The sequence below is a fragment of the Actinotignum inguinis genome (genome assembly GCF_051265835.1).
GTDB classification, from domain to species: Bacteria; Actinomycetota; Actinomycetes; order Actinomycetales; family Actinomycetaceae; genus Actinotignum; species Actinotignum timonense.
The window spans coordinates 15,447-27,172 of record NZ_JBOZDP010000003.1 but is presented as its reverse complement, the minus strand read 5'-3'; the positions used below and the strand labels follow the sequence as shown (position 1 = coordinate 27,172).

The 11,726-nt window shown below is 63.0% G+C and carries 11 protein-coding genes; all 11 read left to right on the top strand.

Annotated elements, in window-relative coordinates:
• The first annotated feature begins 3 nt into the window (after positions 1 to 3).
• Entirely contained in the window at positions 4 to 1,320 is a 1,317-nt protein-coding gene (gene murC / locus ACRQFC_RS02765) for a UDP-N-acetylmuramate--L-alanine ligase (RefSeq protein ID WP_407933838.1), read from the top strand.
• Positions 1,317 to 2,207, top strand: a complete 891-nt coding sequence (locus ACRQFC_RS02760; RefSeq protein WP_284896767.1) for a cell division protein FtsQ/DivIB — start codon at positions 1,317 to 1,319, stop codon at positions 2,205 to 2,207. Before murC ends, ACRQFC_RS02760 begins: the two co-directional genes overlap by 4 nt.
• Positions 2,208 to 2,463: 256 nt before the next feature.
• A complete protein-coding gene (gene ftsZ / locus ACRQFC_RS02755; RefSeq protein WP_284896768.1) occupies positions 2,464 to 3,675 on the top strand; it encodes a cell division protein FtsZ in 1,212 nt (403 codons plus the stop codon).
• A gap of 71 nt (positions 3,676 to 3,746) precedes the next feature.
• Positions 3,747 to 4,670, top strand: a complete 924-nt coding sequence (locus ACRQFC_RS02750) for a purine nucleoside phosphorylase YfiH/LACC1 family protein (protein ID WP_284896769.1) — start codon at positions 3,747 to 3,749, stop codon at positions 4,668 to 4,670.
• A 40-nt stretch (positions 4,671 to 4,710) separates the two neighbouring features.
• Positions 4,711 to 5,118, top strand: coding sequence for a cell division protein SepF (locus ACRQFC_RS02745; protein ID WP_284901209.1), 408 nt, complete (start codon positions 4,711 to 4,713; stop codon positions 5,116 to 5,118).
• A complete protein-coding gene (locus tag ACRQFC_RS02740) occupies positions 5,118 to 5,411 on the top strand; it encodes a YggT family protein (protein WP_016442553.1) in 294 nt (97 codons plus the stop codon). Before ACRQFC_RS02745 ends, ACRQFC_RS02740 begins: the two co-directional genes overlap by 1 nt.
• Before the next feature lie 96 nt (positions 5,412 to 5,507).
• Positions 5,508 to 6,089, top strand: a complete 582-nt coding sequence (locus ACRQFC_RS02735) for a DivIVA domain-containing protein (RefSeq protein WP_016442554.1) — start codon at positions 5,508 to 5,510, stop codon at positions 6,087 to 6,089.
• A 5-nt stretch (positions 6,090 to 6,094) separates the two neighbouring features.
• Positions 6,095 to 6,652, top strand: coding sequence for a signal peptidase II (gene lspA / locus ACRQFC_RS02730; RefSeq protein WP_284896771.1), 558 nt, complete (start codon positions 6,095 to 6,097; stop codon positions 6,650 to 6,652).
• Position 6,653: 1 nt separating this feature from the next.
• Positions 6,654 to 7,574, top strand: coding sequence for an RluA family pseudouridine synthase (locus tag ACRQFC_RS02725; protein WP_087070936.1), 921 nt, complete (start codon positions 6,654 to 6,656; stop codon positions 7,572 to 7,574).
• Positions 7,571 to 8,116 carry a GNAT family N-acetyltransferase gene (locus tag ACRQFC_RS02720; RefSeq protein ID WP_284896772.1) on the top strand — a complete coding sequence of 182 codons (546 nt, stop codon included), beginning with the start codon at positions 7,571 to 7,573 and terminating at the stop codon, positions 8,114 to 8,116. The genes ACRQFC_RS02725 and ACRQFC_RS02720 overlap by 4 nt, the downstream gene beginning before the upstream one ends.
• Positions 8,117 to 8,126: 10 nt before the next feature.
• Positions 8,127 to 11,660 (top strand): DNA polymerase III subunit alpha, encoded by a 3,534-nt coding sequence (dnaE, locus tag ACRQFC_RS02715; protein WP_435734641.1) that lies wholly within the window; start codon positions 8,127 to 8,129, stop codon positions 11,658 to 11,660.
• The last annotated feature ends 66 nt before the right edge of the window (positions 11,661 to 11,726 follow it).

The window sequence follows — 11,726 nt, the reverse complement described above, 5'->3', positions numbered from 1 at the left end:
GGCATGAGCGTAATCGCCGATCTGCTCCACGCCGAAGGCTGGACCGTGACCGGATCCGACGCCCGCGCCTCGGCCACCACGGAGCGCCTGGCAGATTCCGGCATCACCCTGTGGATCGGAACGGAACCGGAACGCCTCAGCGCCGACACCCTCGTGGCGGTCTCTTCCGCCATCCGGGAAGATAACCCCGAGCTCGCGCGGGCCCGCCAGCTCGGTGCCCGCGTCATCCACCGTTCCCAAGCCCTCGCCCTCGCGAGCGGGGATCGCGATTTCGTGGCGGTCGCCGGAGCGCACGGGAAAACCACCACGTCGGCAATGCTGGCGGTGGCACTGGAGGAAGCCGGTCAGGCACCGTCCTGGGCGATTGGCGGGAGCGTGCGCGGGCACGGCTCCGGAGGCCACCTGGGCACCGGGAAGGTTCTCGTTGCCGAAGCCGATGAATCCGATGCTTCCTTCCTCAACTACCGGCCCCGTATCGCCCTGGTCACCAACGTCGAACCCGATCACCTCGACCATTACGGCAGCCGGGAAGCTTTCGAAGAAGCCTTCGCGGAATTCGCGCGCTGCATCGTGCCCGGCGGGCTCCTCATCGTGTGCGGCGACGACGCAGGTGCGGCCCGCCTGGGCGCTCAAGCGGTGAGCGAAGGTATCCGGGTGGTCAGCTACGGGCGTGGCGCCCCGCTCCCTGGCGTGGAATTCCACGTGGCCCTCGAGGACGGGGCGCTACGGTGCGGGGAAAGCCGCGCCCCGCTTTCCCTTCAGGTTCCCGGATCCCATAACGAACTCAATGCGGCCGGGGCGGCCGCCGCCGGTCTGGAACTGGGCGTGAGCCTGGCGGATATGGCGCGCGGCCTGGCGGCTTTTACCGGAACGGGGCGGCGTTTTGAGCTGCGCGGCGAGGCTGGGGGAGTGCGACTCTTCGATGATTACGCCCACCATCCCACCGAAGTGGAAGCCACCTTGCGCGCCGCCCGCGCCGAGGCCGGGCAGGGCAGCGTGCGAGTTCTCTTCCAACCGCACCTGTATTCGCGCACCCGCAATTTCGCGGATCGTTTCGCCACCGCTCTCGAACTGGCCGATACCGCCATTGTTACCGCCGTATACGGGGCCCGCGAAACGCCCTTCGACGGTATCGAAGGCGATATGATCACCTCCCGCATGGGAAACGCCGGGCATTTTATTGCCGATAAACACGAGGCCGCGCGGGTGCTCGCAAAAAGCGCGAAGCCGGGAGATCTGCTTCTCACCATGGGGGCTGGTGATGTGACCGCGCTGGGGCCCGAGATCCTGGCGGCACTGGGGGAGGGGACGGCGCGGTGAAAGAACCATCCCGGCGCCGCTCCGCGCGCGATATCAATCCGCACGCGGAGATCACCTACGTTCCCACCGCAGCCACCGCCCCGGTGGTGTACGACGACGGCGACGCCCCGCTAGCCGACCTAGGGAGCACCACCACGGTATCCCTGGACGAGCGCCTCGAAGAAAAAGCTTCCGAGAAACGCCGGGTACGCTGGCGGCGCCTCGGGGTGGTTGGTGCGGTACTCGCCGCGCTTGCCGCACTGGCCTGGGTGATTTTCTTTAGCCCGCTGCTGGCTTTGCGGGCCAGCGATATTACCGTCTCGGGTATCCCCGCGAACGCGGCGGTGACGGCGGAAGACGTCACCGCCGCCCTCGCCGAACGCTCGGGAATCCCGCTCCCACGCCTGGATACCGAAGCTCTCGCCACTGACCTGAGCACCCAATTCCCACCCATTAAAGAAGCGCAGCTGCGCCGCAGCTACCTCCACGGACTCGAGGTCACCCTCACCGTGCGTGAACCGGTGGCCTGCCTGGTGGGCAAAGGAGCATGCTCCGCCATGGATCGGGACGGCGTGAGCTTCCCGGTCCTCCCCGAGGTGGAAGCCAGCCTCCCGCGCGTGAGCCTGAGCCCCGGGCCGGCCACTCGCTCCGAGGACGGTAGCGACGGCCCGGGTATTCGCATCGCCCTTGATGTGCTGGCCAGCCTCAAGGACGATGTGCGGGCTCAGGTAGCCGGGGTATCGGTGAGCGATAGCGGGCGGGTCGGACTCGATCTCAACTCCGGGCAGAAGGTGATCTGGGGGGATGCTCAGCGCTCCGATCTGAAAGCGGCAGCACTGGCCACCGTGATTAGCGTTCCTGGCCAGGTGTACGACGTGTCAGAGCCCACTGCCGTCGTCGTTCATTGATCCTGAACCACTCGGCTACCGCACCGTTCCACGGCGCCATCGCACCGTTCCATACGATTCGCGCACCGTTCCACGCAATTCCCGCACCGTTACGCCCCGCTGCAGCATCGTTCCACTCGATTTCGATCCAGCAGAGCAAACTACTTCGCAACACACCAGCGCGGGGAATTGCACCGTTGTCATTCACCTACTATCTTTTCCGCGAAGTCAGGAACGAAAAACCTCAAGTTTTACTTGAGGTTCGGGAGGAAAACTCATGGCCGTAGTCAATAACGCCGCCAATATCAAAGTCATCGGGGTCGGCGGGGGCGGTGTCAACGCTGTTGACCGTATGATTCAAGACGGACTTGCCGGTGTGGAATTTATTGCCGTTAACACCGACGGGCAGTCCCTGGTGAAATCCGAAGCGGAAACCAAACTCGATATTGGCCGCGAGGTTTCCAAGGGCCTGGGAGCGGGCGCGGATCCCTCGGTGGGTAAGCGCGCCGCGGAAGAAAACGTGGAAGTTATCCAAAGCGCCCTCGAAGGCGCGGATATGGTGTTCGTCACTGCTGGTGAAGGCGGGGGGACCGGCACCGGTGCCGCCCCCGTGGTTGCCAAGGTGGCTCGGGATCTGGGAGCGCTGACTGTCGGTGTCGTGACCCGCCCCTTTGAATTTGAAGGCGCCCAGCGCGCCAATAACGCCTCCATGGGTATCGCGGAACTGCGCCAAGCGGTGGATACCCTCATTGTTATCCCCAATGATCGCCTGCTGGAGATCGCCGAAGAAGACCTCACCATTATTGAGGCCTACCACCTCGCCGATGAGGTGCTGCGCTCGGGCGTCAAGGGAATTTCGGATCTTATTACCATTCCGGGTCTGGTCAATCTCGACTTCGCGGACGTCAAGGCCATTATGAAGGACGCGGGCACCGCCCTCATGGGTATCGGCTCGGCCTCCGGGGAAGATCGGGCGGTGCGCGCTACCGAGAGCGCCATCTCCTCCCCGTTGCTGGAAGCCTCCATCGACGGTGCACACGGCGTGCTTATTTCCTTCCTGGCCGGTGCGGACTTCGGTATGAAGGAGCTCGCCTCCGCCTCCAAGATGGTCAAGGAAGCGGTGGATCCGAACGCGAATATTATCGTTGGCCAGATTATCGATGAATCCCTTGGCGACGAGGTGCGCGTGACGGTGATTGCCGCGGGCTTCGATGAGGCACGTGACCACCTTTTGCAGATGGATGGCGTGCCCGCCGGGCACGATACCGTGGAACCTATCGAGGACCTCGCCCCGGTCGAATCCGAACCGGAAGTCGAAGCCGTGGCGAGCCCGGCCCACCCGGTGGCCAGCCCGGCTTATCCGGCTGCCCAGCCCGAAGCGCAGCCGGCTGCGCAGCGCCCGGGAACTCACCGCGCCATCCCGCCGCGGGTGGAGGAACCCCAGCGCTCCGATCTGGATATCCCCTCCTTCCTCTTCGAGGAAAACTAGGAAAACTGCGGGAAACCCCGGAAAAGCTCGAAAACTAAGGGAAACACAGGGCATAGGAAACTCAGGCATCAATGACTCGTAGCGCGCTGGTGGAGTGGGTGGCGGATATCTCCGTGCCCGGTGGCCGCATCCGGGCGGGATTCACATCCCGCGCCGGTGGGGTATCCCGCGCTCCTTTTGCGGGCCTCAATGTGGCCCACCACGTCGGAGATGACCCCGCCACCGTGGAGCACAACCGAGCTCTCCTCGCAGAGCACATCGGGCAGCGCCCCGTCTATATGGACCAGGTGCACGGGGACCACCTTGAAGATGCCGGCGTTCTGACTTCCGCCGGCACCTTCGTGGCCCCCGGCACCGACGGCCTCCTCATTGACATCCCGCTTAGCTCGGGCGCCGCACCGGTACCGAGGGGTGCTGCCGCGGTGGTCATGGTGGCCGATTGCCTCCCGTTGCTCCTCGTGGCGCAGGATCGCCCCGCCGGGGCCGCCGTCCACGTGGGCCGGCGCGGGCTGGAGGCCGGTATCGGGCCGGCCGCGGCGCGCGCCCTCGGGCCGGAGCACCTCATCGCCTACCTTGGCCCGTCCATCTGCGGGCGCTGCTACGAAGTGCCCGAGGAGCTCCGTGCCAGCGTCGCGGCGCGCATCCCCGAAGCTGCCGGGCGCACCGCCTGGGGCACGCCCTCCCTCGATATCGCGGCCGGGCTCACCGCCCAGCTGCGCGCCGTCGGTGTGCGTGAGATCCACGTCAGTCCTCAGTGCACCCGCGAAGATCCAGATTTTTATTCTTACCGACGTGCATCGCGCACCGGCCGCTTCGCCGGCGTCATCGCGGTGGACGTCACTCCGCGACCTGCGGGCACGGCGCCGGTGGGCACTGAGCTAGTGGGAACGGCACTAACGGGCACGGCACCGGTGGGTACCGAAGCGCCGTGCATCGAAACCGCCGGCAACGCCCCCGCGGCGCGCCGTGCTGACAAGGCCGGGCGCGTCGCCTAACGTAAAACGAGAACAGCGAGAAGGGTTGGCTGCTATGGGAATGTTCCAGCGTTTTGTCTCCAAGGCAACGCTTAACGACGACGAGTACCTGGATTACCAGGACGACGCCGATTACTACGAAGATGATTACGAGGCCGAAGTGGAAAGCCCCGTCAGCGAAATTCACGCTGTGGAGCAGCCCGTGGACATCGCCCGCATCATCACCGCCAAGCCGCGTTCTTTCACCGAGGTGCGGGGCTTCGCCGAACAATTCCGCGACGGCCTGCCCGTCATTATCAACCTGGCGGAAGCCGACGACGTTGCACGCAATCGCATTGTCGATTTCGCCACCGGGATCTGCTTCGGGCTACACGGGGATCTCAATAAGATTTCCGCGGACGTCCTGCTCATGACCCCGCGCACCGTCCGCATGGAAAACCAGCGCCCGGAGTCGCGTGATTCGTTCTAATGGCAGTACTTGGAATCATTCTTTCCACCCTCATCAGCATCTATCTTCTGGTGCTGCTCGCGCGGGTGATTATTGATCTGGTGACCATTGCGGCGCGTGATTGGCGCCCCAGTGGCGCCCTTCTCGTTATCGTTAATATCGTCTACGCACTCACGGACCCGATTCTCAATCTGGTGCGCAAAATCATCCCGCCCCTGCGGCTGGGAGGCATCGCGATTGACATCGGTTTCATCGTTGTTTTTATCGTGCTTCAAATCCTCAATGGGATAATTTTACGTATCTTTGTCTCGTAGTTCGCCCAGATGAGGTAGGCTTTATCCGAGAGCCGTGTGCTCATAACACAGCCACGTGCTCTTAACACAGTTTCGTTACACTACTTGAGGTGAGAAATGGCAATGCTCACGGCACAGGATGTCATGGATGTCCGCTTTAAGCGCCCGGAAACCGCGGAGACCGGTTACGACGAGGTACAGGTCGACGAATTCCTTGACGCGATCTACGAAACCATCGTCGATTTGTCGAAGCAGCTCCAGGAAGCGGAGAATCGCGCCACCGTCGCCGAAGCGCGCGTGACCGAACTCCAGAACGGTTCGGGTGAAGAACCCGCAGCGCCGGACCAGGCCACAACCACCGCGTCCTTCGCTCAGCCCACCGGCACCGTTGGGGAACAGGCCGCCGCCGTGCTTCAGATGGCGCAGCAGACCTACGAAGAACTCGTGGCCCGCGGTGAAACCGAGAAGGCCCAGAAGATCCAGGATGCGGAAACCCGCAGCGCCAAGATCATCGAGGATGCCGAAGCCCAGTCGAACCGCACCCTGGCCCAGCTGGAGCAGGAACGCGGCCTGGTGGAGCGCAAGATCTCCGAGCTGCGTGACTTCGAGCGTGACTATCGCACGCGCCTGCACAGCTACCTGGAGACGCTGCTCGCCAACGTCGATTCTGGCGCGCAGGAACCCGAAGCTCGTAACTAGTGCGTATGGTGAGGCGAAGCACCTCGTGGTTCCTCATCCTCGTGGGGGCGCTGGCCGTGGTGGCCATCGACCAACTCACGAAGCAGTGGGCCATCGCTAACCTCAGCCAAACGGAGCGCATCGCCATTGTGGGGGATGCCCTCGGGCTGCACCTGGTCTTCAACCCGGGTGCAGCATTCTCACTGGGGGCAAATTCCACCCGCGTCATTACCGCCATCGCGCTTGTCGTGGTGCTCGCGGTTTTCCCCGTCCTCGCAGCACGGGTACGGCACCGCTGGATCGGCGTGGGCCTGGCCCTCATGTGGGGCGGCGCGGCCGGCAACCTCATCGACCGGATCTTCTTCGAGCCGGGCGGTTTCGCCGGGCACGTGGTCGATTTCATCGCCTACTTCGACTGGTTCGTGGGAAACGTGGCCGATATTGCGCTGGTGGCCGGGGCCGTGATCATGATCGCTGTCGCGTTCTTTATGAACGACGGCGCAGCTCGAGCCAGCGCGGACTCCGGCTCCGTATCCGCATCAGCCTCCATGCCCACACCCGGAAAGCCGGAGCGAGGCGAGTAGCATGTGGCGGACCTACCCGGTCACGGAAGAATTTAACGAAGCTCGTATCGATGCGGCCATCGCACGCCTGACCGGCCTCTCGCGCGCGGAAGTGCAACGCCTCATCGATGCCGGGGATGTCCTCCTGGACGGCAACCCGGTAGCGAAATCCCTCCGGCTGCGCGCGCCGAGCATCCTGGAAATCAATATTCCTACCCCGCGCACCGTTGCCCCGCGCGGGGGAGATGTCACCATCCCCATCCTCTACGAAGATGCCGATCTGGTGGTGGTGGATAAACCGGCCGGCCTGGCGGCCCACCCCTCCCTCAATTTCACCGGCCCGGATGTGCTGGGCGCCCTCATGAACGCCGGGGTGCAGCTCTCCGCCTACGGACCGGCCGAACGCAAGGGTATTGTGCACCGGCTAGACGTGGGAACCTCAGGGTGCATGGTGGTGGCAAAATCAGAACGCGCCTACGTGCTACTCAAGGATGAGTTCCGCAACCGCGTTCCCGAAAAGATCTATCACGCCCTCGTGCAGGGGCATCCCGACCCGCTCTCCGGCACCGTGGACGCCCCCATCGGGCGCGATCCGCGCCACCAGTGGAAAATGGGGGTGCGGGCGGATGGGCGCCATTCCATCACCCACTACGACACCCTCGAAGCCATGGCCGGCGGCAGTCTTCTCCAGGTTCACTTGGAAACCGGGCGCACCCACCAGATCCGGGTGCATATGTCCGCCCTCGGCCACCCCTGCGTGGGGGACGCCACCTACGGAGCCGACCCGGGCCTGAGCGAAACCCTGGGGCTCACCCGCCAGTGGCTGCACGCCACCCGCCTCGGCTTTGAGCACCCCGATGGCAGCTGGCGCGAATTCGAGGCACCCTACCCGGAGGACCTCGCCACCGCTCTTGAGCGCATGCGTGCGGGAGTTTTTTCATGACGACGGCGCACGACGGCGCACCGCTGCACGGCGCGCCGCGCCCCGCCGTCCCGCCGCCTGCCGCGCCAGATACCACTGTGCCGCAGCGCGGCGCCACCCAGCTGCGCTGGCTGGAGGGAGACCTGGAGCGGGCCCGCGCCCTTCGTATCGAGGTTTTCTGCGGGGAACAGGGCGTACTGCTAGAAGAAGAACTTGACGATATCGACGAACGCGCCCACCACGTCGTCGTCGAAAATAATGCTGGTGAAGCATTAGGTGCCGCGCGAGTCTACGCAACCACCGAAGGCGTCGTACATCTGGGGCGGGTGTGCGTGACCAGCGCCGCCCGCGGGCTAGGCGTCGGGCGCTTCCTGTGTGAGGCCGCGGCCCAGGTAGCGCTGCGCGAATTTGGACACGCCGGGCAGGTGCGGATCGTCCTCGACGCCCAGGAGGAGAAAATCGGCTTCTACCGGGCCCTCGGCTACGAACTCACCGCTCGCGCACCCTTCCTGGACGCGCGCATCTGGCACCGGGAAATGGCGCGGGTAGTGAGCGCTGGATAGACTAGGCCCCATGGCCGCTCCCTCAGATTTCGTTCACCTCCACACCCATACCGAATACTCCCTGCTGGACGGGGCGGCGAAAATCAAGCCGCTGGTGGCGCAGGCTGTCGCCCAAAACCAAAGCGCCCTGGCCATCACCGACCACGGTTACTGTTTTGGTGCCTACGAGTTTTACCGGGCCTGCAAGGATGCCGGTATCAAACCGATTATCGGGGTGGAAGCCTATATGACCCCGGGGACCTCGCGGTACTCGAGCAACCGGGTGCTGTGGGGGGATGAATCACAGCGCAGCGATGATGTGTCCGCGCGCGGGGCCTATACCCATATGACCTTGCTCGCCACCAATAACACCGGGATGCATAACCTCTTCCGGCTCGATTCGCGCGCCTCGCTGGAAGGCCAAATGGGCAAATGGCCCCGCATGGATATCGAGCTCCTTGAGGAACTGCACGAAGGCCTTATCGGCACCGCCGGCTGTCCCTCCGGGGAAGTACAAACCAGGTTGCGGCTGGGCCAGCACGCCGAAGCTCTCGAGGCCGCCGGGCGCATGCAGGAGATCTTCGGTAAAGAGAACTACTTCGTGGAAATCATGGACCACGATAATGAGATCGAGCGGCGCACCCGCAACGACCTGCTCGAACTCGCGAAGAAAATCAATGCGCCGCTGCTGGCCACCAATGATTCGCATTACGTGCGCGCGGAGGATCACTCCGTCCAGGACGCCATGCTCTGCATTAACTCCGGCTCCACCCTCCAGGATCCCAACCGTTTCAAATTCGACGGGCACGGCTACCACCTGCGTTCCACCGAGGAAATGTACAAGCTCTTCGGGGATCTGCCCGGGGCGATGGAAAACACCCTGATGGTGGCCGAACGCTGCAATATTTCCTTCACTACCGCCGCCGAAGGCGCCAATTACATGCCGGTGTTCCCGGTGCCCGACGGGGAGGACATCACCTCCTGGTTCATTAAGGAAGTAGAACGCGGTCTGCATTCGCGCTACGGGGAGCATATTCCCGATCACGTGCGCCAGCGCGCCAATTACGAAGTGGAAGTCATTGTGCAGATGGGCTTCCCCGGATACTTCCTCGTGGTCTCCGATTACATCCTGTGGGCCAAACGTAACGGCATCCGGGTGGGGCCGGGGCGTGGCTCCGGAGCCGGCTCCATGGTGGCCTACGCGCTACATATCACCGAACTTGACCCCATCGAGCACGGCCTCCTCTTCGAACGTTTCCTCAACCCGGAACGCGTGTCCATGCCCGATATTGACGTGGACTTCGATGAACGCCGCCGCGGGGAAGTCATCGCCTACGTGGAAGATAAATACGGGCATGACAAAGTCTCCCAGGTGGTCACATTCGGCACCATTAAAACGAAGCAGGCCCTCAAGGACGCCTCCCGAGTGCTCGGCTACCCCTTCGAAATGGGCGAACGCCTCACCAAGGCCCTCCCACCCTCGGTTATGGGCAAAGACATCCCGCTTTCCGGCGTTTTCGATGAAAAGAATTCCCGCTATATGGAAGCCGGGGAATTCCGCGATATGGTCTCCACCGACGTGGATGCCAAACGCGTTTTCGACCTGGCCCAGGGCATTGAAGGCCTCACCCGCCAGTGGGGCGTACACGCCTGCGCCATCCTCATGTCCTCCGTGCCGCTCACGGACGTGATCCCGGTGATGAAACGCCCGGCCGACGGCGCGGTCATCACCCAATTCGAATACCCCGAATGCGAGGACCTCGGCATCCTCAAAATGGACTTCCTGGGGCTCTCCAACCTCACCACCATTGAGGACGCCCTGGAAAATATCGTGGCGAATAATAAAGAGCCGCTCGATATTGATAATGTTCCCCTCGATGATGAGCGCACCTTCGAGTTGCTCCAGCATGCCGATACCCTCGGTATTTTCCAGCTGGATGGTTCGGGAATGCGCACCCTGCTCAAGCAGATGAAACCCACGGAATTTGAGGACATTTCCGCGGTTTCCGCGCTCTATCGCCCCGGCCCCATGGGGATGAATTCCCACACCAATTACGCGCTGCGGAAGAACGGGCTGCAGAAAATCGAGGCGATCCACCCCGAGCTGGAGGAGATCCTCGAACCGATTCTGGCCCCCACCTACGGCCTGATCGTCTATCAAGAACAGATCATGCAGATCGCCCGGACGGTGGCCGGGTTCACGATGGGCCAGGCAGATTCGCTGCGTAAAGCCATGGGCAAGAAGAAAAAAGACGTCATGGACAAGATGTACGTCGATTTCGAAGCCGGGATGGTGGCCCAGGGCTTTAGCAAGGACGCGGTGAAAACCCTGTGGGGCACCATGGAGCCCTTCGCGTCCTACGCGTTCAATAAATCCCATTCGGCCTGCTACGGCGTGATTTCCTACTGGACGGCCTACCTGAAAGCCCACTACCCGGTGGAATACATGGCGGCCCTCCTCACCTCCCGCAAAGACAATAAAGACAAAATGGCGGTCTACCTCGGGGAAGCCCGCCGCATGGGCATCAAAGTACTCGTGCCCGACGTCAACGAATCCCTGGCGAATTTCTCCGCCGTGGGGGAGGAGATCCGCTTCGGCCTCTCCGCGGTGCGTAACGTCGGCACGAAAGTTGTGGACGGCATTATTAGCGCCCGCGAAGAGAAGGGCGCTTTCACCTCCTTCCAGGACTTCCTCGACAAGGTCCCCCTCGAGGTCCTCAATAAGCGCAGCGTGGAATGCCTCGTGCGTGCCGGGGCTTTCGACTCCATGGGTTATACCCGCCGCGCCTTGCTCTCCAAAGTCGCCGAGGCGGTAGATGCCGTCGTCGCCCTAAAGAAAAATGAAGCGGTGGGGCAATTCGATTTGTTCGGCGGTTCGGAAATCGCCGGCGGGGTGGAAGTCGATATCCCCGAGCTTCCCGAATGGGATAAACGCGAAAAGCTCAACCTCGAGCGCGATATGCTCGGCCTGTATGTATCCGACCATCCGCTTTCGGGTATGGAACATATTTTGGACCGTGCGGCGGATACCACGGTGGTGCGTCTTTTGGACGACGACGCCGCAACGGACGGGCGGACTGTGACATTGGCCGGACTCGTGACAGCTGTCCAACCGCGCATCTCCAAGAAAAACGGGAAGATGTGGGCGACCATCGTCCTGGAAGATATGACGGGCAGTACCGAAATTAACTTCTTCCCGGCTACCTATCAGACCGTGGCCGGGCTGCTCGCCCCGGACCAGGTGGCGATTATTACCGCGCGCGTCTCGGATCGGGATGGCAATATCCAGCTTTCCGCCCAGGATATGAAAATCCCGAGCGGTGACCTGCTTCCGGATTCGCCCGTGGATGTGCAGCTGGCTGAACGTATCTGCACCCGCGATCTGCTCGGGCAGCTGAGTGACTTGCTGCGCACCTACCCGGGTAGCGCCCCGGTACGCCTCCATATCCAGCGCCCCGGGCGCACCTCGGTGGTGCAGGTGGGTCAGGAGTTTTACGTCAAACCCGAAGCGCGTTTCTTCTCCGATCTCAAGGTGCTCCTCGGGCGTAACTGCGTGGTGTCGTAGCGGCGCGACGGCGTTGCGAGGCGGGGCGCAGCGACTACGCGCCACCGGCGCGGCCGGTGGGCACGG

Coding starts and splice junctions, on each gene's coding strand:
- murC (WP_407933838.1), top strand. CDS start 4: ATGAGCGTAATCGCCGATCTGCTCCACGCCGAAGGCTGGACCGTGACC.
- ftsZ (WP_284896768.1), top strand. CDS start 2,464: ATGGCCGTAGTCAATAACGCCGCCAATATCAAAGTCATCGGGGTCGGC.
- ACRQFC_RS02750 (WP_284896769.1), top strand. CDS start 3,747: ATGACTCGTAGCGCGCTGGTGGAGTGGGTGGCGGATATCTCCGTGCCC.
- ACRQFC_RS02745 (WP_284901209.1), top strand. CDS start 4,711: ATGTTCCAGCGTTTTGTCTCCAAGGCAACGCTTAACGACGACGAGTAC.
- ACRQFC_RS02740 (WP_016442553.1), top strand. CDS start 5,118: ATGGCAGTACTTGGAATCATTCTTTCCACCCTCATCAGCATCTATCTT.
- ACRQFC_RS02735 (WP_016442554.1), top strand. CDS start 5,508: ATGGCAATGCTCACGGCACAGGATGTCATGGATGTCCGCTTTAAGCGC.
- lspA (WP_284896771.1), top strand. CDS start 6,095: ATGGTGAGGCGAAGCACCTCGTGGTTCCTCATCCTCGTGGGGGCGCTG.
- ACRQFC_RS02725 (WP_087070936.1), top strand. CDS start 6,654: ATGTGGCGGACCTACCCGGTCACGGAAGAATTTAACGAAGCTCGTATC.
- ACRQFC_RS02720 (WP_284896772.1), top strand. CDS start 7,571: ATGACGACGGCGCACGACGGCGCACCGCTGCACGGCGCGCCGCGCCCC.
- dnaE (WP_435734641.1), top strand. CDS start 8,127: ATGGCCGCTCCCTCAGATTTCGTTCACCTCCACACCCATACCGAATAC.